Below are 21,113 nucleotides of genomic sequence, written 5' to 3'. Positions count from 1 at the left end.
CGGCCCGGCGGGCGGGCCAGGACTTCGTTTCAGGCCACCGCGAAGCGTTCCCGAATCAGGTCTGCGGCAGCTTCGCAATCACCTTGATCTCGAACTGGAATCCATACAGCCACGTCACGCCGATGCCGGTCAACGTCGGGTGCGGCGCTTCGCCCCAGTATTCGGGCACCAGCTTCCAGATCGTTTCGAAGTTCGATTCCGGATCGACGATGAAGACCGTCACGTCGACCACGTCGTCGAAGCTGCAGCCCGCGGCCTTCAGGATGGCGTTCAGGTTGTCGAAGGCGCGCCGCACCTGGGCCTCCAGCTCCGGTTCCGGCGAGCCGTCTTCGCGGCTGCCGACCTGCCCCGACACGAACAGGAAGCCGTTGGAGCGAACGGCCGGCGAATAGCGGTTGCGTTCGTAGAGCGCCTGGCGCCCAGGTGGAAAAACGACGTCGCGTGAGGAGGCCATGGGGTGTTTTCTTTCTGCGGTGAGTGAGGACGATGCAGGGACTTTAGGAAGCCACGCGCCATCGATAAACCGGCAAAGCCAACAATCACTGTTTGCAGATCCCAAACAATCAATCACGGCACACGCCCCGCAGGAGCCCTCCCATGGACCGTTTCGATGCAATGCAGGCCTTCACCCGCGTGGTGGAAGCCGGCAGCTTCACCAAGGCCGCCGACACGCTGCACATGAGCAAGACCAGTGTGACGCAGCTCGTGCAACAGCTGGAAGCGCGGCTGCGCGTGAAGCTGCTCCATCGCACGACGCGCAAGGTGAACGTCACGGCCGACGGCGCGGCGTACTACGAGCGTGCGGTGCGGCTGCTGGCCGACCTGGACGATGCCGAGACCAGCCTGTCGAGCGCCGCCGCCCTGCCCCGGGGACGCCTGCGGGTCGACGTGCCCAGCCCGCTGGCCCGCATGATCCTGGTGCCCGCGCTGCCGGCCTTCCATGCGCGCTACCCCGACATCCAGCTCGACATGGGCGTGAGCGACCGCATGGTCGATGTGATCGGCGAGAACGTCGACTGCGTCGTGCGCGGCGGCGAGCTCACCGACCCCTCGCTCATGGCCCGCCGCGTGGGCGACCTGCGGCTCGGGATCTATGCGGCGCCGGGGTATCTCGAACTGGCCGGCACGCCGATGCACCCGCGCGAGCTGGAAGACACGCACCACCGCATCGTCGGCTTCCTGTGGTCGCGCCACAGCAAGACCTTTCCGTACGCCATGCGCCGGGGCGGCGAGCGCGTCGACGTGCAGGGCCGCTACGTGCTCTCGGTCGACGACGGCAATGCCTACCTCGCGGCCGGGCTGGCGGGCCTGGGCATCCTCTGGCTGCCGGACTACATGGCCGCGCCGCACCGGGCGCGCGGCGAACTGGTGCCGCTGTTCGAAGACTGGCAGCTCGATCCGATGCCGCTGTACGTGGCGTTCGCGCCGAACCGGCATGTGAGCGCCAAGCTGCGCGCGTTCATCGAGTGGGTCGCCGGGCTCATGGCGCAGCATGCGCCGGTCATCGTTCGCCCGGGCCCGTCGGATTCACGTTGACGCGGCCTCGGCTTCCTGCAGCGCGCGCCACATCACCTTGCCACTGCCGCTCTTGGGCAGCGCGTCGACGAACTGCACCACGCGCGGCGCCTTGTACGCCGCCATGTTCGCGGCGCACCAGTCGATGATGTCCTGCGCGCTCACCGGCGGCTGCGCAGGCTTGAGCACCACCAGCGCCTTGACCGATTCGCCGCGGTAGGCGTCCCGGGTCGCGATCACGCAGGCCTCCTGGATGGCCGGGTGGCGGAACATCAGCGCTTCCACCTCGGCCGGCCAGACCTTGAAGCCGCTCGCGTTGATCATCCGCTTGAGCCGGTCGGTGACGAAGAAGTAGCCCTCCGCGTCCACATGCCCCATGTCGCCGGAGCGGAAGAAGCGCTTGCCGTCGATCTCGACGAAGGCGGCCTCGGTGTCCGCCGGGCGCTTCCAGTAGCCCGCGAAGACCTGCGGCCCGTGGATCACGATCTCGCCCTGCGTTCCCGGCGCGACCTCGCGGCCCGTGTCGGGGTCGATCACGCGCGCGTCGGTGCTCATGAACGGGATGCCCAAGCACTGCAGCTTGGGCGCGTCGGGCGGGTTGTAGTGCGAGGGCGCGGCGGTCTCGGTGAGGCCGTAGGCCTCGACGTAGCGCAGACCGTACTGCTCGAACAGCCGCTGCGCCACCGCCTGCGGCATCGCCGCGCCGCCGCCACCGATGGCGACCAGGCTCGACAGGTCGAAGCGCGCCACGTTCGGGCTGGCCAAGAGGTCGATGACCATGGTCGGGATGTTGGCCCAGTGCGTGACCTGGTGCGTGGCGATCAGCTGGCCCGCCAGTTCGCGGTCCCAGCGCGGCATCAGCACGGCCGTGGCGCCCACCTGCATCGCCGCATGCATGACGCCCACCATGCCGGTGATGTGGAACATCGGCACGGCCACGAGGTGAATGCTCTGCGGCGTCACGTTGCCCCAGGCATTGATGGCCATCGCGTTGTGCATCGCGTTCGCGTGGCTGAGCATGCAGCCCTTGGGCAGGCCGGTCGTGCCGCTGGTGTAGGGCAACAGGGCCAGTGCGTCCGCATCGGCGCCGGCCACGGGCGGTGCGGCTTCGCAGGCCAGGCAGTCGGTCCAGGCGTGCACTGCGCCACTGGCCAGCGTCGGCAGTTCGCTTCGCGGCAGCAGCCACGGCGCCCAGGCTGCCGGCATGTCCTGTTCCGACAGCGCGGCCGGGTCGAAGGCATCGGTGAACTGGGTCACGACGAGGTGGCGCAGCTGCTGCGCCTGCGGCAAGGCATCGCTGGCTTTCGCGAGCTCGACCGCGAGGTCCGCCGTTGCGATCGCCACCTGCGCATCGGGATCGACGATGAAATGCTTCAGCTCCTCGGCACGGTTCATCGGGTTGACCGGCACCACCACGGCATCGGCCCGCAGGATCGCGAAATGCGCGATCACCAGCTGCGGGCAGTTCTGCATCGCCAGCAGCACGCGGTCGCCGGGGCGCACGCCCAGCGCATGCAGGCCGGCCGACAGGCGCTCGACGGCGGCCCACAGGTGCGCGTAGCTCAGCGTGCAGCCCATGAAGATGAGCGCCGCCTTGTCAGGAAAGCGGCGGGCATTGACCGCGAGGTTGTCCCACAGCGGCGTGCGCGCCGCGTGCAAGGCGCGAGGCAGGCGTCGGGGCCAGAACGTGTGATGCGGGCGGGTGTGCATGGCGTGCTCCTGGTGGGTGGTGAGCGTCGGTCGTTGGGCGTGGCTGCGCCCTGCCCGCTTCCGGCGTGCCGGAGGCGGGAGCGATGTTCGAGAACGAGACGGCTACGGCTGGCCGGGCGCGATGCCCGCGCGCGCAAAGGCGGCCTGCGACTGGGCGCCGTTCATGTAGACGTCCTTGCGCGTCACCTCGCCGGCGTCGTTGACGTCGACCACGTCGAGCATCTCGACGCGCGCGGTGAAGGGCTGCCCTGCCGTGTCCTTCAGCGGCAGCACCATCACCCACTCCAGCACCCAGTGCCGCGCGCCGAACAGGCTGCGCCGCAGTTCGAAGCTGAAGGGATAACGGGCGAACACGCCGACGCAGTACTGGCGCAGCGCCTCGCGCCCGCGCACCGGCGCGGAGCCGTCGTGCAGCCAGTAGGTCGTGTCTTCGGAATGGAGCGACGCGATGCGGTCGGGGTCGCGTGTTTCCCATCCGACGTGGTACCGCGCGAACAACGCTTCGGTTCCCAGGGCGGGGTCGGCGGGATCGGTCTTGCCAGGAAACGCCATGTCTGTCTCCATCGGATGCGATGGAGAAAATTTACCGACTCAAAGTCGGTTTGTCAATCCGGGTGCGGATTCGACCCGTGTTGCTGCAGCCCGCACAGCATGGTTTCGAGCAACCGGCAGTGCAGCTGCACGGCGGCCATCGGGTCTTGCGCCGCCCCGCAGGCCAGCGCCGCTTCGGCCACCGCGCCAGCGATGAGCCGCGTGGCGGCCTCGATCTCTTCGGGCGGCGTGCCCGCCGGCATGATGGCCACGAGCCCGGTGCGGATCGAGTCCATGAAGTGGCGGTCGTCGATGCCGCGCCAGCGCTCCCAGCCGAGCACCACGGGCCCGTCGACCAGGATCAGCTGGCGCAGGCCTTCCTGCGTGGCCGCTTCGAGGTAGATGCGCAGGTTGGTCGCGATGGTGTGGGGCGAGCGGTGCCCTTCGATGCGCTGGATGCGTGTGCCGAGTTCCGCCGCGAGCTCGGCCTGCACCGCATCGAGCACGGCCTCGAAGACGTCGTGCTTGGCGCGGAAGTGGTGATACAGGCCGCCCTTGGCGATCCCCGCGCCGGCCGCGATGTCGTCGATGCTGACCGCCGCGAACCCCCGCTCGATGAACAGCTGTCGCGCCGAGGCGAGGATGGCCCCGACGGTGGTTGCGCTGCGCTTGGCCTGCTGGACCATGTGCGTCTTTCTCCTCGATGGCTGCTGCGCCACGTGAACACGCGGGCAGTATGGCACGCAGCATCGGCCCGGCAGGCTCGGGTGCAGCGCCGTCTCCGGGTCAACCCGCCGGCTGCGCCACCTTGCTCCAAGCCTCGTACAAGTCCTCATCGGCCTCATCGCGCACCGGCAGCGAATGCAGCTTCATCTCACGCTGCTCCAGCGGCCGGGCGATCTCGACGTAGCCACGTGCGGCCGACAGGTCGAAGGGTTCGCCGTCTTCGTTCGAGTAGGCGTAGAAGACCTCCTTCACACCCGACAGGTACATCGCCGTCAGGCACATCGAGCACGGGTAGCCGCTGGCGTACACGGTGCAGCCCGACAGGTCGGTGCTCTTCAGGGCCTTCGCGGCGGCGCGCACGGCCTGCATCTCGGCGTGGGCCGAGGGGTCGCACAGGGCGTCCACTTCGTTGACGGCGGTGGCAATCACCTTGCCGTCGCGCGCGATCACGGCGCCGAAAGGCCAGGTCTTGCGCTCGCGGATGTTGCCCATGGCGAGGCGGATGGAGTCGAGCAGGTACGCGCCTGCGTGGGGGTCATGGGATGTTGTCATTCAGGAAAAGCTCCCGCGGTCAGCTGCCGCGATAGGTGGAAAAAAACCAGGGGGCGCACAGCATCGGCACGTGGTAGTGCTGCGCGGCGTCGGCGATGGCAAAGCGCACGGGCACCACGTCGGACAGCGCATCGGCCGCCTTGAAGTGGTCCCCGACGTGGAACTGCAGCTCGAACTGCCCGGTGCGCGCCGAAGCGGCGGCCAGCATGGGCGCGTCGGTGCGGCCGTCGGCGTTGGTGCGCGTGCTGTTCAGGCGTGTCGGCGGCGTGGTCGCCACGTCGTAGAGGTCGACCTTCAGCCCGACGAGCGGGCGGCCGGTGGTGATGTCGAGCACATGGGTCGTGATGCCGGTCATGAGAACAAAACTCCTTGCAGACGATGGGAACGAAGGGCGCTACGTCAGCTGCCTCGCGAGTAGGTGTAGCTCCACGGGCCGAACTGGATCGGCAGGTGGATGCGCTCGGCCACGTTGGCCACGCGGATGCGCACCGGCAGCTTCGACAGGAACGGTGGCGTGGGCAGGCGCGAGGGCTTGCGCGCAAAGTACTCGTCCACGTGCAGCAGCAGCTCGTAGTCGCCTGCTCGGTAGCTGTCGCCGATGAGCAGCGGCTCGTCGGAGCGGCCGTTGCCGTTCATGGTCACGGTGCGCAGCAGCTTGAAGCCGTCGCCCTCGCGCACCGAGAAATCGATGCGCAGGCCGGTCGCCGCGGCGCCGTGGAAGGTGTCGAGCGCGTGCACGGTCAGGCGCGGGCTCACGCCGTGCAGCACGATGGGGCCGCTGGCCTGGGCCGGACCGGCGGGTGCGGCCGTTGTTTGCGCAACAGCACCGTGGGGCGCCAGGGCCGCGGCGCCGAGCGCGAGGCCCGACAGCGCGAAGCGACGGCGTGCGGGCAGGGAAATTTCTTTCTCAGGCATGGACGGCTCCTTGAGGAATCGAAGCACCCAGCAGCGTGTCGATGCGCCCGCGGGTGATGAGGCCGATCTGCGTCAGCGCCGCGCGGCGCTCGGCTTCGGTGGACTCGGCGGCGCGGCTGCGCAGCGCCTCGAAGATCTGGCCCTTGGTGCTGCGGCGCACCGCGATGATGAAAGGAAAGCCGTGCCGCTCGCGGTACACGCGGTTCAGCCGCTGGATCTCGGCCATCTCTTCGCGGCTCAGGGCGTTCAGGCCCGCACTGCCCTGCTCGCCGACCGACTCGGCAGTCATCGTGCCGGACTGGGCTTCGCGGCCCGCCAGCTCGGGGTGGCCGCAGAGGAACGCCAGCTGCTGGGCGTCGGGTGCGCGGCGCACCACGTCGAGCATGGCTTCGTGCAGCGCGTCGATGGTGGCGAAAGGCCGCAGCGACCAGGCCGAGCGTGCGACCCAGGGCGAATTCTCGAAAGTCGGCCCGAGTGCGGCGACGAACGCGTCGCAGTCCATGGCGTTGAGCGCCTGGAGATCGAAACGATGGGCGTGGGAAGGCATGGAGCGCATCTCCTTTGTATTCAGACAGTCGGACGAAGGGGTGGAAGGAATCAGCGCGCAGGCGTCTTATGCAGGCGCGGCACGAACAGCAGGATCAGCACGGCGGCGCAGACTTCCACCGCCGCGACCACATACAGTCCCGGCGCGAGGCTGCCGGTGGCGGTCTTGATGAGGCCCAGCATCCACGGCGCACCGAAGCCCGCGAGGTTGGCGATCGAGTTGATCAGCGCCACGCCGCCGGCGGCTGCGGTCCCGGCCAGGAAGCGGTTGGGCATCTGCCAGAACACGGGGATCGCGCTCATGGTGCCGACGACGGCGAGCGTGAGACCCGCCAGCACCAGGGCCGGGCTCTGGCGCAGGAACAGCGCCACCACCAGCAAGGCACCCGAACCCAGCGCCGCGGCCAGCGCGCAGTGGTAGCGCGCTTCCTGGTGGCGGTCGGAGTGGAAGCCGTTCCAGATCATCCCGGCCGCGCCGCACAGGTAGGCGCCGGCCATGATCCAGCCGATGGTCAGCGGGTTGGTGAAACCGATCTCCTTGACCAGCGTCGGGCCGTAGAAGGTCAGCGACGAGTTCGCCGCGATGATGCAGAAGAAGATCAGGATCAGCAGCCAGAACTTGCCGTTCTTCAGCGAGGCCAGCATGCTGTGCTCGCGGTGGCCCAATGCCTTGCGGTCGCGTTCCAGGTCGTCGTGCACCAGCTGGCGCTCACGCGCCGTGAGCCAGTGGGCCTGCTCGGGGCGGTCGGTCAGGTAGAAGTAGGTGGCGATGCCCGCCAGCACCGAGGGAATGCCCTCGAGCAGCAGCACCCACTGCCAGCCGGCCCAGCCGTTCACGCCATGCATGTTGTTCATGATGGTGCCGGCCAGCGGCCCGCCGATCACGCCCGCGAAGGCCGAGGCCGACATGAACATGCCGAAGGCCTTGGCGCGCCGGCTGTCCGGGAACCAGTAGGTCAGGTACAGGATGATGCCGGGGTAGAAACCCGCCTCGAACACGCCCAGCAGGAAGCGCAGCAGGTAGAACACCTCGGTGCTCTTCACGAACATCGTGGCGATCGAGGTCAGGCCCCATCCGATCGTGATGCGCATGATGGTCTTCTTGGCGCCGATCTTCTGCAGCAGCAGGTTGCTGGGCACTTCGAAGAAGAAGTAGCCCAGGAAGAAGATCCCCGCGCCCAGCCCGTAGGACGCCTCGCTCCACTTCAGGTCGTCCAGCATCGTCAGCTTGATGAAGCCGATGTTGACCCGGTCGATCCAGGCCAGCACCCACAGCAGCATCAGGAAGGGAATCAGGCGGAAGATGATCTTGCGGTAGATGCCGTCCAGTTCCGCCGTGGCGGTGTGTTCCCGGACCGGCGCCATCGTGGCGTCCATGCTCATGGTTGTCTCCATTTCTAGGTGTGGACGGGACGCGCCGCCTGGGACCTTCTGTGGGTCCGCTTGCGGCTGCCGTTCCCGCTGGTGGCGAACTGTAGGCAGATATCGCGGCCCCGGATCACGCTCTCTAGAATGTGCGGCATAACGGTTTGCCATGATGGTCCTGCCGTCGGCAACGCCTCTTTTCTCCGCCCAGCCGCCATGTCACGCTCCCACGCCCCCGTCGACACCTACCTGCTGCGCGTGCTGGTCGCCCTGGTGGCCGAACGCAGCGTCTCCCGGGTGGCCGTGCGCATGAACCAGACCCAGCCCGCCATCAGCACCGCCCTGCGCCGGCTGCGCGAGGTGTTCGCCGACCCCATCCTGGTGCGCGAGCGCAGCGGCATGGTGCCCACCGAGCGGGCGCTGCAGCTGCGCGACCGCGCGCGCGGCGCGCTGCTCGAAATCGACCGCATGCTCTCGGGCCCCGAGCAGTTCGAGCCCGCTTCGAGCGCGATGACCTTCCACCTCGCGCTGCCCGACTACCTGGCGATGAGCTTCCTGGCCGACGTGACGACGCGGTTCCGCGCCGAGGCGCCGCATGCGCGGCTGGTGGTGCACCCGCTGAGCGTCACCTACGACTACGAGCGCGCGCTGGCCCAGGGCGAGCTCGACATCGTCATCGGCAACTGGCCGCAGCCGCCCGACAGGCTGCACCTGTCGCTGCTGCTCGAAGACGACCTGATGTGCCTCATGGGCAAGAACAACCCGCTGGCCGCCAAGGGCGCCATGACGATGGAGCGCTACATCGCGGCGCGCCATGTGGTGCCCACGCCGTATGCGGCGTCGCAGCGCGGCGTGGTCGAGACGCACCTGGCCACCTTGCGCCAGACGCGCGAGGCCTGCATTGCCGTGCCCTACTTCACCGTGGCGCCGCACCTGCTGGTGGGCACCGACCTGGTCTTCACCACCGCGCGCCATTTCGCGATGCAGTTCGTGCACACGCTGCCGCTGGTGGCGGTGCCCGCGCCGCAGGGCTTTCCGCGCATGCGCTTCTACCAGCTGTGGCACGACCGCTCGCAGCACGAGCCGGCACACCGCTGGCTGCGCGGCATCCTGGCGGCGGTGGCGTCGGGGCTGGCGCGGCCCGATGCGGCGGCAGAAGCCGCATCGGCAAGCGCCTAGGCGGCCGAACCCGGCGCAGCGGCTGCGCTCCCCCACGCGCGTTCCCCTGCCCTTCGGACGGGTTCCCGCTGCCGGCGCTTGTTCTCTTCCGGCGCGCTGGCCGTGGTGCTCAACCGATAGCCCTGCCCCGGGACGGCCTGCAGTTCCAACCCATGGCGCCCTGAGCCCAGGCCGAGCTTGCGACGCAGGCCGCACACGTTGGTGGAGAGCACCCCGGAGCCGCAGCGATGGCCGCTTTCCCAGACCAGCGCGCGCAGCGCGTGGTGGGTCAGGACCTGATCGACGTTCCTGAACAGCACGATGGCCAGGTCGAATTCATTGGGCGTCAGCTCGACCCGGATGCCGGCCACCTGCGCGCTGTCCGCGGACAGGTCGAAGCGGAACGCGCCCCATTCGACGAACTGGCCCGCCACCTGTGCCCGGCGCCACTGCAGGAAGCACCGCATCAGGAGGTACGCTTCTTCGAACGAAGACGGCGCCACCTCCACGTGGTCGGATTCGCGCGCATGCAGGACCGCCAGTTCACGCAGGCCGCGCTTGCCACCGCTCAGGACCAAGGGGCACTCTGGGCCCACCTGCTCCCGCACCTGGGCGATCAGTGCGCCTGCGGCGCCGGCGTCCACCGGGCAGGTCACGACCACGGCGTCGAAACGAAGCTGGAGGTAGCGGCACGCCTGCATCAACTCCAGTGCGCTGGTGAAGACCAGCGGCCAATGGCCGAGCCTGCGGATGGCTCGCCCCATCTGCCGTCGGGTCCGGAGTTCCGGGTCGATCACCGCAATGGTGGCGCACACGGGCTCATCCCACAGGATGGGCAGCCGCAGCGTGGAGGGAATGGCGGTGTGGTCTGTGCAATGACTCTGCTTCAAGGATCGCTCCAGAGGTGGATGGATGGATCGGATGTCGAATCGCCTTGTGGGCGAGTCGACGGGGTGGCCTGCGCGGCCGGATGTCGTGCTCGTGGATTTCTCGCTCGGCCCCTCGGACATCGACGGGCTCAACCTCTTACGTGCGCTGAAGGTGCGGCATCGGCATCGCGCCCTCGCAGCAGGCCACCCTCTTCGATGCCTATTCGCAGGCCGACAGCTCCACGACCCGGCGCTTCGGCGGCACCGGGCTGGGGTTGACCATCTGCAAGGAGCTGGTCGAATTGATGGGCGGCGAGATCCGGTTGACCAGCCGCCTCGGTGCGGGCACCTCGGTCGAGTTCGCCCTGCCGGCGCGGCTTGTGTCGCCCCCACAAGAACTGTCCAAGGATGCCGCTGCGGCGCATGGCAAACCGCCCTCCGGTCCTGCGGCCACCGTGCTGGTCGTGGAGGACCATCCGGGCAACCAGTTCATCATCGCCGAGCAGTTGCGCATGCTGGGCTACGACGCCCGGATCGAAGCCGACGGCGCGGCGGCACTGGCGGCGCTCGCGCCACCGCATCCTTTTGCGCTCGTGCTCATGGACTGCCACATGCCCGGGATGAGCGGCTACGAAGCGACGCGACGCCTCCGGGAGCGCGAACGCGAGGCCAGCGCCAGCCATCTGCCCGTGATCGCGATCTCGGCCGCGACCGACTCGGCGCACCTCGACGAATGCATGGAAAGCGGGATGGACGGCGTGCTCAAGAAGCCGCTGCGGCTGGACGAGCTGTCGAGCATGCTGCAGCTCTGGCTGGGCGGAGCGCCGTCGTCGCCGCAACGCCCCGACACGGCCTTGCCGCCGCAGTTTCACGAGGCCATGGCGGAAGACCTTGCGGCGCTGCGCCGGGCGTTCGCTGCGGGCGACACCGCGAGTGCGGCGCACCATGCGCACCGCATCAGGGGCGCGGCCTTGATGGTCGACGCCGCGGCCGTGGCAGCGCCCGCCGAGGCGTTGGAAGAAATCGCCCGCGGCAAAACCGCTTCGGATCACATGCGCGTGGCGGACCTGCTGGACGAACTCCAGCTTGCGCTGTCGGCGCAGGCGGCGTCCTGAGCAGACGGCGCCCTACGCCCCCGCCATCCGTTCCTTCATCAGCCGGCGAAGAATCGCCAGCGCCGGCGCCTCGGTGCGCTGGCGCAAGGTCACCAGCCCGAAGCGCGCCGTGCCGCGCATCGGTGGCTCCATCCGCAACTCGACCAGGTCGGGTGCCGACTCGTGCACCGCGAGCAGCACCGTGTCGCTCTGGCGCACCACGTCGGCGATGCTGGGCAGCTCCTCGCACTGCAGGGTCACGCAGTTGGCCGGATGTGCCTGCGGGCCGTAGGTCTCGACCAGCGTGCGGGCCACCTCGTCGCTCAGCGGCGTGGAGGCGATGGGGTAGCGCTGCACCGCCTCGAAACTCACGCCCTTGCGCAGCCGTGTGAGCGGATGGCCGCGGCGGCACAGGAAGGCGCCACGCAGCTCGTACACGTGGGTCAGCACCAGGTCGGGCGCGGGCTTGAGCGCGCGCGCATCGACCACCAGCGCGTCCAGGCTGCGCTCGCGCAGCGCCTGCGCCAGCAGGTCGGTGCTGCCGCGCGCGATCACGGTGCGCACGGCCGGGTGGTGCGTCGCCATGTGCAGCAAAAAGGGCGTCATCAGCAGCGCACCCGGCCCCGAGCCCAGCCCGATGCGCACCGTGCCGCCCTCGCCTTCGCGCATCTGCCGGCCGCGGTCGCGCAGCGCCTCGGCCTCCGACACCAAAAGCCGCGCGCGCTCCAGCACCTCGCGCCCGAAGACCGTGAGCTCGTTGCGCCGGCCGATGCGGTCGAACAGCGGCATGCCCAGCTCGTCTTCGAGCGCGCGCACGCTGCGGCTGAGCGCGGGCTGCGTCAGGTGCAGCGCCTGCGCCGACTGGCTGAACGAGCCCGTGTGGGCCAGCGAAATCAGGTGCCTCAGTTGAACCAGCGTCATGGCGAAAACCTCGTTTTCAGGAATGCATTGGACTCATGCTAATGCAGCCAACAATGCATTGGACGTTGCGTTGGGCCGCTTCTAGCATTCCCCTGCATCCGGCCCCACGAGCCGGCACCACCCCAGGAGACATGACTTTGACGACGACTTCGCTCTTCCGATCCGCGCTGCTGCTCGGCTGCGGGCTGATGCTGGCGGCCGCGGGCCCCGCCCGCGCCGACGGCTTTCCCGCCAAGCCCGTGAACCTGATGGTCCCCTATCCGGCCGGCGGCCCCTCGGACGCCACCGCGCGCATCTTCACCGTGCCGCTGGGCAAGGCGCTGGGCCAGCAGGTGGTCGTGGAGAACCTGGGCGGCGTGAGCGGCGCCATGGCCGCGCAGAAGGTGCTGGCCGCGCCGGCCGACGGCTACTACCTCTTCCAGGGTTCGCCCAACGAGATCATTCTTGCGCCGCTGGCCAATGCGGCTGTGAAGCTCAAGGCCGAAGACTTCCGCATGGTGCACCCGGTGGCCGAGGCCGTGATGGTCTTCGTCGCCCGCAAGGACCTGCCGGCCAACAGCGTCGACGAGCTCATTGCCCTGGCGCGCAAGTCGCCCGACAAGCCGCTGTCGTACGGCAGCGTGGGCATCGGCTCGCTCTACCACCTGATCCTCGAGAAGGTGCAGCTGGACACCGGCGTGAAGCTCATGCACGCGCCCTACAAGGGCAACGCACCGCTGCTGCAGGACATCGGCGGCGGCCAGGTCGACTTTGCCGTGCTGGTCTACAGCGCCGCCATGGGCGCGCTGGCCGACCAGGGCCGGCTGAAGATCCTCGGCCAGCTCGGCGGGCAGCGCTCCGAGCTGCTGAAGAACGTGCCCACCGCCAGCGAAGGCAAGGAGCTGAAGAACTTCAACTACAAGACCTGGAGCGGCTTCTTCGTGCGCAAGAACACGCCCGAGGACGTGGTGCAGAAGCTGCACCAGGCCGTCGGCGCGGCGCTGAAGGAAACGAGCGTGCGCGAGAAGCTCGCGGCCCAGACGCAGCTGGCCTCGCCGCAGACGACGCTGGCCGAATCGGCGAAGTTCTACGAAGCCGAGACCGCGCGCTACCGCGACATCGCCAAGTCCATCCGCCTGGAACCCCAATGAGCACCACCGCCCTCCTGAACGACCTGCACGCCAGCGCCGACACCTTCATCGGCATCCGCCGCGACATCCACCAACACCCCGAACTCGGCTTCGACGAGCACCGCACCTCGGCGCTGGTGGCCGACAAGCTCCAGGCCTGGGGCTACACCGTCGAGCGCCACATCGGCGGCACCGGCGTGGTGGGCCGGCTGGTGCGCGGCAACGGCACGCGCCGCCTCGGCCTGCGCGCCGACATGGACGCCCTGCCCATCGACGAGGCCACGGGCCTGGCCTACGCCAGCGAACACACGGGCGTGATGCACGCCTGCGGCCACGACGGCCACACGGCGATGCTGCTGGCGGCGGCGCAGCACCTGGCCGAACGCGGGCGCTTCGACGGCACGCTGAACCTGATCTTCCAGCCCGCCGAGGAAGGCGGCGGCGGCGCGGTGCGCATGATCGACGACGGCCTGTTCGAGCGCTACCCCTGCGACGCCATCTTCGCGATGCACAACATGCCCGGCATGGCGCAGGGCCGGCTGGCGATGCGCGAAGGCCCGGCCATGGCCTCGTCCGACTACGCCACCATCACCCTCACCGGCGTGGGCGGCCACGGCGCCATGCCGCACCGCGCGGCCGACCCCATCGTGGCCGCGGCCAGCATCGTGATGGCACTGCAGAGCGTGGTCTCGCGCAACATCGACCCGCTGCAGATGGCGGTGGTCACGGTGGGCGCCATCCACGCGGGCAAGGCCAACAACGTGATCCCGCAAGGCGCCGTGCTCGAGGTGAGCGTGCGCGCCCTCGACCGCGAGGTGCGCAAGAAGATCGAAACCCGCATCAAGGCGCTGGTGGCCGCGCAGGCCGAGAGCTTCGGCGTGCAGGCGCAGATCGACTGGCGGCCCGGCTACGCGGTGCTGGTCAACACACCTGAAGAAACCGCCTTCGCGCGCACCGTGGCCGAAGAGCTCGTGGGCCCGGCGCAGGTCACCTGGCAGACGCCGCCGCTGCCGGGCAGCGAAGACTTCGCCTTCATGCTGGAGCGCGTGCCCGGCTGCTACCTGCTCATCGGCAATGGCGACGGCGACGCGCACGGCGCCTGCATGGTCCACAACCCCGGCTACGACTTCAACGACAGCAACGTTGCCGTGGGTGGCGCCTACTGGGTGCTGCTGACCGAGCGCTTCCTGCGCGCGGCGAGCTGAACGTTCAAGAAGACTGCCGTGCGAGCCATTCGCGCGGCGACACGCCCACCTTCTGCGCGAACAGGCGCGACAGCGCCGAAGCGTTCGCGTAGCCGAGGCTGTCGGCAATCGTCTTGACCGACGCGCCCGTGCGCAGCTCGGCCTGCGCGATCGTCAGGCGCCACTGTGCGAGGTAGTCGGCGGGCGTCGCGCCCACCACCGCCTTGAAGCGCGCCGCGAACGCACTGCGCGACATGCCGGCCTCGGTGGCCATCTGTTCGAGCGGCCACGGCTCGCCCGGCCGTTCGTGCAGCGCGACCAGCACGCGCGCCAGTTGCGGATCGCCCAGGCCCGTCAGCAGGCCGGCGGGCACGCCGCTCTCCTGCGGATGGTCGAGCAGCCAGCGCAGCAGCTGGATCAGCACCACCTCGAACAGCCGGTCGGCCAGCAGGCGATGGCCGCACAGCACGCGCCCGGTTTCCGCGAACAGCAGCGCCAGCGAAGCTTCGAGGCCGTCGACCGCATGCAGCGGCAGCCGCACCAGCGGCGGCAAGGCGCGCACCAGCGGGTGCGCGTCGCCGCCGTCGAAGTCGACCGTGGCGCAGACGAAATCCGAGCCTTCGGTGGGCGCGTTGTGGAAGTCGTGCGCCAGCGGGCGTGGGTAGAACAGCAGGCTGGGTTCCTTCACGACCAGCTTGCGCGGCACACCGGCCGCGCGCACCGACGGCGCCGAATGCGTGACCACCATCTCGCCGCGCCGCATCACATGCAGGAAGCTGCGCCCTTCCTTCGCCGCGAAGTGCGTCACGCCGCACAGCGGCCCCGTGTGGAACAGGTGGGCCCGGACACGGAAGCGTTCGAGCAGGGACGAGAGCCTGTCGATGGGCGGCGGTGTTGCGCTCGGCATTGGACGAAAAGGTATGTTGAATGGATGAAAGCGTTCAAATCATACGGATTCCGGGAAGACACTGCATCCATCGTCATCACCGAAAGGAAGTCTTCATGCCCCGCGTCAACCTCGTCACCGACACCGCCGCCACCGGCGACGCTCAAGCCCTGCTCTCTCAAATCCACGGAGCCTTCGGCGCCACGCCGAACATGTTCCGCGCCGTCGCCAACTCGCCCGCGGCGCTGCGCAGCCTGTGGGGATCGTTCGGCGCGCTCGGCGGCGGCGTCATTCCGGCGCAGCTCGGCGAGCAGATCGCCGTGGCCGTCGCCGACCGCAACGCCTGCCACTACTGCCTCGCGGCGCACACCGCGCTGGGGCGCAAGGCGGGCGTGTCGGCCGGCGACATGGCGGCCGCGCAGGCCGGCGAATCGGCCGACCCGCGCACCGCGGCGGCGCTGCGCTTTGCGCTCAAGCTCGTCGATGCGCGCGGCCAGGTCAACGACGCCGACGTGCAGGCCTTGCGCGCCGTGGGCTTCGATGACCGGCACATCGTCGAGATCCTGGCCCACGTCGCGCTCAACCTGTTCACCAACTACGTCAACGTGGCGTTCCAAGTGCCGGTGGATTTCCCGCAGGTGAAGCTGCGCACCGAGGCGGCCTGACATGGCCTGGCCGCGCCCCGAGGCGCCTGAGCTGCAGGTCGCGCAGTGGCTCAACACCGACGCGCCCGTCACGCTCGCGTCGCTGCGCGGCCGGGTCGTGGTGTTGCACGCGTTCCAGATGCTGTGCCCGGCCTGCGTGTCGCACGGGCTGCCGCAGGCGACGAAGACGCAGAAGCTCTTCGCCGCGAAAGACGTGGCGGTGATCGGCCTGCACTCGGTGTTCGAGCACCACGAGGTCATGACGCCGGCCGCGCTCGACGCCTTCGTGCGCGAGTACCGCCTGGGCTTTCCCATCGGCATCGACCAGCCCTCGCCCACCGGCGGCATCCCCGCCACGATGCGCGACTACCAGTGGCAGGGCACGCCGAGCACGGTGCTGATCGACCGGCAGGGGCGCCTGCGCATGAGCCACTTCGGGTTGATCGACGACATGGCCTTGGGCGCCGCCATCGGGCAGCTCGCGGCCGAAGAGGCACACGCGCACCTCATTGCACAACCTTCAGACGATGCATCGCCCGACGGCCCCTGCGATGACACCGCCTGCCGCGCCTGAAAGAAGAAAGGACACTCGCCGCATGCCATGCATCGCCCTGCAACACCTCGCCTTCGAAGACCTCGGGCGCTTCGCCAACGTGCTGACCCAGGCCGGCCACGCCATCGACTACCGACAGGCGGGCCCGTCCGCGCTCAGCGCCGACGAGTGGCGCCACGCCGACCTTGTCGTGGTGCTCGGCGGCCCCATCGGGGCCTACGACACGGCGACCTACCCGTGGCTTGCCGAGGAGATCGCCGGCCTGCGCGAACGGCTGGCGCTGCAGCGCCCGACGCTGGGCCTGTGCCTGGGCGCGCAGCTCATGGCCCGTGCGCTCGGCGCGCGCGTGTACCCGTCGGGGCACACGGAGATCGGCTGGGCGCCGGTCGACCTGAGCGCGGCGGGCCGGGCCTCGTGCCTCGCGGCGCTGGACGGCGAACCCGTGCTGCACTGGCACGGCGACACCTTCGACCTGCCGCCCGGTGCCGAACTGCTGGCGAGCACCGCGCGCACGCCGCACCAGGCCTTCAGCCACGGCCGCCATGCGCTCGCGCTGCAGTTCCACCGCCGAGGCGGACCCCGCACGCATCGAGCCCTGGCTCATCGGGCACCACCACGAACTGGCCACGGCCGGCATCGACATTCCCGCGCTGCGTGCCCGCAGCGCCGAGCTGGCCGACCTGCGCTCCGATGCTGCGACGCGCATGCTGACGGCATGGCTGGAGCAGCTCGCATGACGCAACCCGCCCTGACCATCGACGCCCTGCTGGTCGGCCCTGTGGCCCTGCTGCCCGACGGCCGCACACGCAGCGGCATCCGCAAGACGCCCACGGCCGATGCGCTGTGGCTGTCGCCCACCGGCCTGCAGGGCGACGCGCAGGCCGACCTGCGCATCCACGGCGGCATCGAGAAGGCCGTGCACCACTACCCGCGCGAGCACTACGCGGGCTGGGCGGCGGGCGGCCAGCGCTCCGAACTGCTGGCGCACGCGGGCGCCTTCGGCGAAAACATCTCGACCACGGGCTGGGACGAATCGACCGTGTGCATCGGCGACGTGATCCAGCTCGGCGATGCACTCGTGCAGGTGTCGCAGGGCCGGCAGCCGTGCTGGAAGCTCGACGCCCACTTCGGCAGGCCCGGCATGGCGCGCGAGATGCAGGCGCGCGGCTGCACGGGCTGGTACTACCGCGTGCTCGAGCCCGGCTGGGTGCGGGCCGGCGCGATGGCCACGCGCGTGGAACGTCCGCACCCGGACTGGCCGCTGTCGCGCCTCATCGCGCTGCTGTTCTCGCGCGACGCGCGCTTCGCCCCCGAATGGGAGCAGGCCGCCGCCCTGCCCGCCTTGGCCGAACGCTGGCGCGCCACCTTTCGCAAGCGGGTGGATGCGGGGCGCGTCGAAGACTGGGAACCGCGCCTGCGCGCACCGCAGGCCTGACGCAGCTCAGAACGCCAGCACACGCCGGAACGCCCACGGCGCCGAGTCGTTGCCCGAGGACACCGCCAGCAGCAACTCCACCCCAGTGGCCGGTGCGCGCGCCGGCGCCACGCCCGGCAGGCGGCGCCAGCCCAGGCCGGGTTCCCAGGCGCGCAGCTGGAAGGTGGCGACACCGTCGAGCACCGCCACCCGGTCTGCAGGCTGTGGCGCCTGCAGCGGAAACACGGCCGACACGGGCCCCGCCGCGCGGTAGAGCACATCGCCGCGCACCCACCATTGCACGCGCTGCCACTGCCCGGGCGCGGCCGGCGCGGTGCGCACGATCTCGATCACGAACGGCGCGCCGTTCAGCTGACGCGCCTGCATCGCCACCGGCAGCAGCGGCGCGGCGGCCGAAGGATTCGCCGATGCAGCCGCCGGCGCCGGCAGCTCGGTGGTCGCGCGCAAGGCCACGTCGCGCTCGAACTGGTCCAGCGCGCGCAGCAGCCGGGCCACGCGCTCGGTGCGGTCTTCGAGCTGGTCGTTCGCGCGGCTCACGCTGTCCAGGCCGCGCCAGGCCATCACGGCGAGCACGGCCATGAGCGCGATGGCGATCATCACTTCGACCAGCGTGAAGCCGCGCTGCATGCGCTTCATGGTGGCGCGCTGCGCGTGTGCAGCGTGGCCAGCAGCCGGTCTTCGTCGTCGGCCGCGTAGACCTGCACGCGCACCGGCCGCAAGCCATCGACCACGGTCCCGACCTCCAGCCGGCAGACGAAGCGGATGCCGCCCTGCGGACACTCGCTGCGCGACACGCCCGGCGTGGGGGGCGCGCCGCCCAGCTGCAGTTCCGCCAGCTGGTTGCCCGCCGACAGCATCGCCAGCGACTGCCGCTCCAGCAGGCCGAGGTTGCCGATGGTGAGGCTCGAGGCGCGCACGATCGCGGCCAGCGCGATGCTCACGATGGTCAGCGCGATGAGGATCTCGATCAGCGTGAAGCCGCGGTTCTTAGCGCACATGAAACGCCCCGGACGCATCCCGCGTCACCGTCACCGTGGTCGCGCCATGCCGCAGTTCGCGCTGCCAGCTGGCGCCCACGGGCTCCGACGTGAGCACGACCGGCCTGGCCGGCACGACCTCGACCGGCCCCACGCGCCAGCCGCGCGGACGCAGTTCGTCGTCCGCGGCGAAGGTGTCGAGCGCGCCGAGTGTCGTCACCTGCGGGATCGCGCTGCCGCCGCGCTGCACCCAGGTGCCGCGCGCAAAGCGGTAGCCCTCGGCATCGGCCTGCCACGCGATCGTGCGGCCGTCCACGCGCACCTCGTTCTGCGCCACGGCCAGGTGCCGCGCCAGCTCGCGCGCGTCGCGCCGCAGTTCCTGCGCGGGGTCGGGCGCAATGCCCAGGCTGATCGCGGCGGTGGCGATGCCGACGATGACCAGCACGATCATGAGTTCGATCAGCGAGAAGCCGCCCTCCCCGCGCCTTGGCCATCGCATGCCGCTCGTCATCCCGTCGTGGAAACACGCCATGCGGCCGATGCTAGGCAGGCTGCGTGATGCCGCGATGAAACGCGGCGCTGACACGAAACCCCAACGCCCACGTGATAGACACAGGGGGTGCCCGCCGCCCTCGCGGCCCGCTGACCGCCCTTCACCATGCGCCCTTTCACGCCCCCCTCCGCCCGCCTTCTCGTTCATGCCGCGGGCCTGTCGCTGGTCGTGGCCGGTGTCGTGACCTGGGGCCGGCTGCTCACGCCTTCTGCCCCGCAAGTGCGAACCGCGCCCGCGCAGGCCGTCGTCGCCGATCCCACGGCCGATGCGCTCGCGGCCTGGTTCGGGCCCGGCGAGGTCCGCGCGAACATCGCGGTCAAGGGCTTGATCAAGGGCACGGGCCAGGCCGGCGTGGCCGTGCTGTCGGTGAACGACGGCGCGCCGCAGTCCTACCGGGTCGGCGATGCGCTGGGCCGCGCGCTCACGCTCGCGGGCATCGAGGCCGACGCCGTGACGGTCGACAAGGCCGGCACCTCGCTGCGCATCGCCGCGCCGGTGCTGCCCACGGCGCCCGGCATCGTGCGCGCCGCGCCCTGAACCTTCGCGGCGCTCAGGGCGCCGTTTCGCGCGGGCGCGCATCCGGCGCCGAGGCCCAGTTCGACAGCGCATGCAGCAGCCCGCGGTTGACGCGGAAATCGCCGTCGCCCGACTCCGGCAGGAAGGCGCCCGACAGCGCCCGCGTCACGACACGCACCGCACGCGGATCGCCGCCGAAGGCTTCGAGTTCGCGCGCAAAGGCCGCGCGCGCGGGCAGCTCGTCGGCAAAGCGCTCGAAGCCCACGAACCAGCGAAAGAGCATGTTGTAGGCCAGGCTCTCGTGCACCTTCTGCGCGTCTTCGAGCGAATAGATGATCTGCAGCATCAGGCTCTTGAACAGCGTCGCCGCATCGACCGTGCCGCCATGCTGGCGCTCCAGCTCGGCCAGCAGCGTGCGCTCGTGGCGCAGCGTGTCTTCCACCTGGTCGCGCAGCGCCACCAGCGGATGGCTCTGCGGCACCAGGGCGCGCAGGTTGTCGGCCTGCACCCAGGCCTGGTGGCTCACGATCCAGACCCAGGGCGAGCCGTAGCGGTTGACCGCCACCGGGCCTTCGCGCGCGCGCTCGACGATCTTCGAGAGCCGGGCATCGAGCTCCTGCATGGTGACCCGCAACGGCGACATCCACTTCATCTTGTTCGCTCCCTTCACGTTGCCGCGCCGTCGCGGCGCAATTCGGCCAGCGCCTGCCGCAGCGTGGTGTCGACCCGCCGCGCCGTCGTGCCCTGGCGCCGGGCCACGTCCTGACGCGACATCTCGTGCCAGCGCAGCGCCAGCAGCACCGAACGATGGCGCTGCGGCAGGCGCGCCATGGCGCGGTCGACGGCGGCGACGTCCGAGCGCGCCTGCGCGATCTGCGCCGGACCGGGGCGCGGGTCGGCCATCGCCTCGAGGTCGGCGCCTTCCGCGCTCACGCCTTGCCAGCGCTTGCGCGCGCGGATGCGGTCCATCGCGAGGTTGGACGCCACGCGGTACACGTAGGCGTCGGGGTTTGCGGGCACCTCCTGCAGCGTGCATTCGCCCAGCCGCAGCCAGGCCTCGTGCAGGCATTCGCTGGTCAGGTCCGCGCAGCCGAGCTGCCGTTCGAGGCGCCGTTGCAGCGGCGCGTACTGCGCCGCGAGGTGCTGCTGCAGCTGCACGCCCGGCGTCGGCGCCGCCACCGGCCGTGGGGCCGGGCGCAGCGCGGGCAGCGCGACCCGGTCGTCGATCAGGCGCCAGACCGAAGGCCGCATCGAGGAGAACCGGTCCGGGGCGCGTCGCAAGGCGTGAGGATGGGGAGTCATGGTCGGTTTCGCTGAGCGCCCGTCGCGCCGCCCCGGACTCTCCGGTGGCGGC

The 21,113-nt window shown here is 70.1% G+C and carries 26 protein-coding genes and 1 pseudogene; 10 read left to right on the top strand and 17 right to left on the bottom strand.

Annotation, left to right across the window (positions count from 1 at the left end; all coding sequences use genetic code 11):
- Positions 1–55: 55 nt before the first annotated feature.
- Complete coding sequence (locus tag AC07OH_RS06060) at positions 56–454, bottom strand: RidA family protein (RefSeq protein ID WP_495299941.1); 399 nt, start codon at positions 452–454, stop codon at positions 56–58.
- Between the two features lie 143 nt (positions 455–597).
- On the opposite strand from AC07OH_RS06060, the gene AC07OH_RS06055 reads away from it, so the two are divergent.
- Positions 598–1,536: a LysR family transcriptional regulator gene (locus AC07OH_RS06055; RefSeq protein WP_495299940.1), complete on the top strand. Its 939-nt coding sequence runs from the start codon at positions 598–600 to the stop codon at positions 1,534–1,536.
- Here AC07OH_RS06055 and AC07OH_RS06050 read toward each other — a convergent pair.
- The 8 genes from AC07OH_RS06050 to AC07OH_RS06015 all read right to left on the bottom strand — a co-directional run bounded on the left by AC07OH_RS06050 (position 1,528) and on the right by AC07OH_RS06015 (position 7,878).
- Positions 1,528–3,225, bottom strand: coding sequence for a long-chain fatty acid--CoA ligase (locus AC07OH_RS06050; RefSeq protein ID WP_495299939.1), 1,698 nt, complete (start codon positions 3,223–3,225; stop codon positions 1,528–1,530). The genes AC07OH_RS06055 and AC07OH_RS06050 overlap by 9 nt on opposite strands.
- Before the next feature lie 102 nt (positions 3,226–3,327).
- The gene (locus AC07OH_RS06045; protein WP_307638209.1) at positions 3,328–3,777 is read right to left on the bottom strand and encodes a nuclear transport factor 2 family protein; all 450 of its coding nucleotides are present in this window, start codon (positions 3,775–3,777) and stop codon (positions 3,328–3,330) included.
- 53 nt (positions 3,778–3,830) lie between these two features.
- Positions 3,831–4,442, bottom strand: a complete 612-nt coding sequence (locus AC07OH_RS06040; RefSeq protein ID WP_495299938.1) for a TetR/AcrR family transcriptional regulator — start codon at positions 4,440–4,442, stop codon at positions 3,831–3,833.
- A gap of 100 nt (positions 4,443–4,542) precedes the next feature.
- On the bottom strand, positions 4,543–5,034 hold the full coding sequence (locus AC07OH_RS06035; protein WP_492741077.1) for a nucleoside deaminase: 492 nt from the start codon (positions 5,032–5,034) through the stop codon (positions 4,543–4,545).
- 19 nt (positions 5,035–5,053) lie between these two features.
- Complete coding sequence (gene uraH, locus AC07OH_RS06030) at positions 5,054–5,389, bottom strand: hydroxyisourate hydrolase (RefSeq protein WP_062472877.1); 336 nt, start codon at positions 5,387–5,389, stop codon at positions 5,054–5,056.
- Between the two features lie 44 nt (positions 5,390–5,433).
- Positions 5,434–5,949, bottom strand: a complete 516-nt coding sequence (locus AC07OH_RS06025) for a hydroxyisourate hydrolase (protein ID WP_495299937.1) — start codon at positions 5,947–5,949, stop codon at positions 5,434–5,436.
- On the bottom strand, positions 5,942–6,496 hold the full coding sequence (gene uraD, locus AC07OH_RS06020) for a 2-oxo-4-hydroxy-4-carboxy-5-ureidoimidazoline decarboxylase (RefSeq protein ID WP_495299936.1): 555 nt from the start codon (positions 6,494–6,496) through the stop codon (positions 5,942–5,944). Before uraD ends, AC07OH_RS06025 begins: the two co-directional genes overlap by 8 nt.
- A gap of 50 nt (positions 6,497–6,546) precedes the next feature.
- The gene (locus AC07OH_RS06015; RefSeq protein ID WP_495299935.1) at positions 6,547–7,878 is read right to left on the bottom strand and encodes an MFS transporter; all 1,332 of its coding nucleotides are present in this window, start codon (positions 7,876–7,878) and stop codon (positions 6,547–6,549) included.
- Between the two features lie 198 nt (positions 7,879–8,076).
- Between AC07OH_RS06015 and AC07OH_RS06010 the strand changes: the two genes are divergently transcribed.
- Positions 8,077–9,039 carry a LysR family transcriptional regulator gene (locus AC07OH_RS06010; protein ID WP_095947651.1) on the top strand — a complete coding sequence of 321 codons (963 nt, stop codon included), beginning with the start codon at positions 8,077–8,079 and terminating at the stop codon, positions 9,037–9,039.
- Here AC07OH_RS06010 and AC07OH_RS06005 read toward each other — a convergent pair.
- On the bottom strand, positions 9,036–9,908 hold the full coding sequence (locus AC07OH_RS06005; RefSeq protein WP_495299934.1) for a winged helix-turn-helix transcriptional regulator: 873 nt from the start codon (positions 9,906–9,908) through the stop codon (positions 9,036–9,038). The genes AC07OH_RS06010 and AC07OH_RS06005 overlap by 4 nt on opposite strands.
- A 158-nt stretch (positions 9,909–10,066) precedes the next feature.
- On the opposite strand from AC07OH_RS06005, the gene AC07OH_RS06000 reads away from it, so the two are divergent.
- Positions 10,067–11,002, top strand: coding sequence for an ATP-binding response regulator (locus tag AC07OH_RS06000; RefSeq protein WP_495300961.1), 936 nt, complete (start codon positions 10,067–10,069; stop codon positions 11,000–11,002).
- Positions 11,003–11,014: 12 nt separating this feature from the next.
- On the opposite strand, the gene AC07OH_RS05995 is transcribed toward AC07OH_RS06000, so the two are convergent.
- Entirely contained in the window at positions 11,015–11,902 is an 888-nt protein-coding gene (locus AC07OH_RS05995) for a LysR family transcriptional regulator (protein ID WP_493192348.1), read from the bottom strand.
- 131 nt (positions 11,903–12,033) lie between these two features.
- Between AC07OH_RS05995 and AC07OH_RS05990 the strand changes: the two genes are divergently transcribed.
- Together AC07OH_RS05990 and AC07OH_RS05985 are read left to right on the top strand one after the other, a co-directional pair.
- The gene (locus tag AC07OH_RS05990; RefSeq protein ID WP_495299933.1) at positions 12,034–13,032 is read left to right on the top strand and encodes a tripartite tricarboxylate transporter substrate binding protein; all 999 of its coding nucleotides are present in this window, start codon (positions 12,034–12,036) and stop codon (positions 13,030–13,032) included.
- Positions 13,029–14,216 (top strand): M20 aminoacylase family protein, encoded by a 1,188-nt coding sequence (locus AC07OH_RS05985; protein WP_495299932.1) that lies wholly within the window; start codon positions 13,029–13,031, stop codon positions 14,214–14,216. Before AC07OH_RS05990 ends, AC07OH_RS05985 begins: the two co-directional genes overlap by 4 nt.
- 4 nt (positions 14,217–14,220) lie before the next feature.
- Here AC07OH_RS05985 and AC07OH_RS05980 read toward each other — a convergent pair whose 3' ends face one another.
- The gene (locus tag AC07OH_RS05980) at positions 14,221–15,102 is read right to left on the bottom strand and encodes an AraC family transcriptional regulator (protein WP_495299931.1); all 882 of its coding nucleotides are present in this window, start codon (positions 15,100–15,102) and stop codon (positions 14,221–14,223) included.
- Positions 15,103–15,197: 95 nt separating this feature from the next.
- On the opposite strand from AC07OH_RS05980, the gene AC07OH_RS05975 reads away from it, so the two are divergent.
- The 4 genes and pseudogenes from AC07OH_RS05975 (at position 15,198) to AC07OH_RS05960 (ending at position 17,713) form a co-directional block, all read left to right on the top strand.
- Complete coding sequence (locus tag AC07OH_RS05975; RefSeq protein ID WP_495299930.1) at positions 15,198–15,746, top strand: carboxymuconolactone decarboxylase family protein; 549 nt, start codon at positions 15,198–15,200, stop codon at positions 15,744–15,746.
- A 1-nt stretch (position 15,747) separates the two neighbouring features.
- On the top strand, positions 15,748–16,299 hold the full coding sequence (locus AC07OH_RS05970; protein ID WP_495299929.1) for a redoxin domain-containing protein: 552 nt from the start codon (positions 15,748–15,750) through the stop codon (positions 16,297–16,299).
- Between the two features lie 22 nt (positions 16,300–16,321).
- Positions 16,322–17,015: pseudogene (locus AC07OH_RS05965) on the top strand (glutamine amidotransferase).
- On the top strand, positions 16,994–17,713 hold the full coding sequence (locus AC07OH_RS05960; protein ID WP_495299928.1) for an MOSC domain-containing protein: 720 nt from the start codon (positions 16,994–16,996) through the stop codon (positions 17,711–17,713). Before AC07OH_RS05965 ends, AC07OH_RS05960 begins: the two are co-directional and overlap by 22 nt.
- Before the next feature lie 6 nt (positions 17,714–17,719).
- Here AC07OH_RS05960 and AC07OH_RS05955 read toward each other — a convergent pair whose 3' ends face one another.
- The 3 genes from AC07OH_RS05955 to AC07OH_RS05945 are packed head-to-tail and all read right to left on the bottom strand — an operon-like array spanning position 17,720 to position 19,189.
- Positions 17,720–18,349, bottom strand: coding sequence for a type II secretion system protein GspJ (locus tag AC07OH_RS05955; protein WP_495299927.1), 630 nt, complete (start codon positions 18,347–18,349; stop codon positions 17,720–17,722).
- A complete protein-coding gene (gspI, locus tag AC07OH_RS05950; RefSeq protein WP_495299926.1) occupies positions 18,346–18,711 on the bottom strand; it encodes a type II secretion system minor pseudopilin GspI in 366 nt (121 codons plus the stop codon). Before gspI ends, AC07OH_RS05955 begins: the two co-directional genes overlap by 4 nt.
- Positions 18,701–19,189, bottom strand: a complete 489-nt coding sequence (locus AC07OH_RS05945; RefSeq protein ID WP_492683312.1) for a prepilin-type N-terminal cleavage/methylation domain-containing protein — start codon at positions 19,187–19,189, stop codon at positions 18,701–18,703. Before AC07OH_RS05945 ends, gspI begins: the two co-directional genes overlap by 11 nt.
- A 159-nt stretch (positions 19,190–19,348) precedes the next feature.
- Here AC07OH_RS05945 and AC07OH_RS05940 point away from each other — a divergent pair, with 159 nt between their 5' ends.
- Entirely contained in the window at positions 19,349–19,780 is a 432-nt protein-coding gene (locus AC07OH_RS05940) for a type II secretion system protein N (RefSeq protein ID WP_492683311.1), read from the top strand.
- A gap of 13 nt (positions 19,781–19,793) precedes the next feature.
- Here the strand turns inward: AC07OH_RS05940 and AC07OH_RS05935 are convergent, their stop codons facing one another.
- Positions 19,794–20,411 (bottom strand): transposase, encoded by a 618-nt coding sequence (locus tag AC07OH_RS05935; RefSeq protein ID WP_492683310.1) that lies wholly within the window; start codon positions 20,409–20,411, stop codon positions 19,794–19,796.
- Positions 20,412–20,425: 14 nt separating this feature from the next.
- Positions 20,426–21,061, bottom strand: a complete 636-nt coding sequence (locus tag AC07OH_RS05930) for an RNA polymerase sigma factor (protein WP_495299925.1) — start codon at positions 21,059–21,061, stop codon at positions 20,426–20,428.
- Positions 21,062–21,113 lie beyond the last annotated feature (52 nt).

The sequence above is a fragment of the Variovorax sp. GW821-FHT10C12 genome (assembly GCF_059415405.1).
This window is presented reverse-complemented; position numbering and strand designations above follow the sequence as displayed.

Coding starts and splice junctions, on each gene's coding strand:
- AC07OH_RS06025 (WP_495299937.1), bottom strand. CDS start 5,949: ATGCCTGAGAAAGAAATTTCCCTGCCCGCACGCCGTCGCTTCGCGCTG.
- AC07OH_RS05940 (WP_492683311.1), top strand. CDS start 19,349: ATGCGCCCTTTCACGCCCCCCTCCGCCCGCCTTCTCGTTCATGCCGCG.
- AC07OH_RS05970 (WP_495299929.1), top strand. CDS start 15,748: ATGGCCTGGCCGCGCCCCGAGGCGCCTGAGCTGCAGGTCGCGCAGTGG.
- AC07OH_RS05955 (WP_495299927.1), bottom strand. CDS start 18,349: ATGAAGCGCATGCAGCGCGGCTTCACGCTGGTCGAAGTGATGATCGCC.
- AC07OH_RS06055 (WP_495299940.1), top strand. CDS start 598: ATGGACCGTTTCGATGCAATGCAGGCCTTCACCCGCGTGGTGGAAGCC.
- AC07OH_RS06050 (WP_495299939.1), bottom strand. CDS start 3,225: ATGCACACCCGCCCGCATCACACGTTCTGGCCCCGACGCCTGCCTCGC.
- uraH (WP_062472877.1), bottom strand. CDS start 5,389: ATGACCGGCATCACGACCCATGTGCTCGACATCACCACCGGCCGCCCG.
- AC07OH_RS06060 (WP_495299941.1), bottom strand. CDS start 454: ATGGCCTCCTCACGCGACGTCGTTTTTCCACCTGGGCGCCAGGCGCTC.
- AC07OH_RS06040 (WP_495299938.1), bottom strand. CDS start 4,442: ATGGTCCAGCAGGCCAAGCGCAGCGCAACCACCGTCGGGGCCATCCTC.
- AC07OH_RS06015 (WP_495299935.1), bottom strand. CDS start 7,878: ATGAGCATGGACGCCACGATGGCGCCGGTCCGGGAACACACCGCCACG.
- AC07OH_RS05975 (WP_495299930.1), top strand. CDS start 15,198: ATGCCCCGCGTCAACCTCGTCACCGACACCGCCGCCACCGGCGACGCT.
- AC07OH_RS05945 (WP_492683312.1), bottom strand. CDS start 19,189: ATGCGATGGCCAAGGCGCGGGGAGGGCGGCTTCTCGCTGATCGAACTC.
- AC07OH_RS05985 (WP_495299932.1), top strand. CDS start 13,029: ATGAGCACCACCGCCCTCCTGAACGACCTGCACGCCAGCGCCGACACC.
- uraD (WP_495299936.1), bottom strand. CDS start 6,496: ATGCCTTCCCACGCCCATCGTTTCGATCTCCAGGCGCTCAACGCCATG.
- gspI (WP_495299926.1), bottom strand. CDS start 18,711: ATGTGCGCTAAGAACCGCGGCTTCACGCTGATCGAGATCCTCATCGCG.
- AC07OH_RS06045 (WP_307638209.1), bottom strand. CDS start 3,777: ATGGCGTTTCCTGGCAAGACCGATCCCGCCGACCCCGCCCTGGGAACC.
- AC07OH_RS05935 (WP_492683310.1), bottom strand. CDS start 20,411: ATGAAGTGGATGTCGCCGTTGCGGGTCACCATGCAGGAGCTCGATGCC.
- AC07OH_RS05990 (WP_495299933.1), top strand. CDS start 12,034: ATGACTTTGACGACGACTTCGCTCTTCCGATCCGCGCTGCTGCTCGGC.
- AC07OH_RS05995 (WP_493192348.1), bottom strand. CDS start 11,902: ATGACGCTGGTTCAACTGAGGCACCTGATTTCGCTGGCCCACACGGGC.
- AC07OH_RS06010 (WP_095947651.1), top strand. CDS start 8,077: ATGTCACGCTCCCACGCCCCCGTCGACACCTACCTGCTGCGCGTGCTG.
- AC07OH_RS06035 (WP_492741077.1), bottom strand. CDS start 5,034: ATGACAACATCCCATGACCCCCACGCAGGCGCGTACCTGCTCGACTCC.
- AC07OH_RS05960 (WP_495299928.1), top strand. CDS start 16,994: ATGGCTGGAGCAGCTCGCATGACGCAACCCGCCCTGACCATCGACGCC.
- AC07OH_RS05930 (WP_495299925.1), bottom strand. CDS start 21,061: ATGACTCCCCATCCTCACGCCTTGCGACGCGCCCCGGACCGGTTCTCC.
- AC07OH_RS05980 (WP_495299931.1), bottom strand. CDS start 15,102: ATGCCGAGCGCAACACCGCCGCCCATCGACAGGCTCTCGTCCCTGCTC.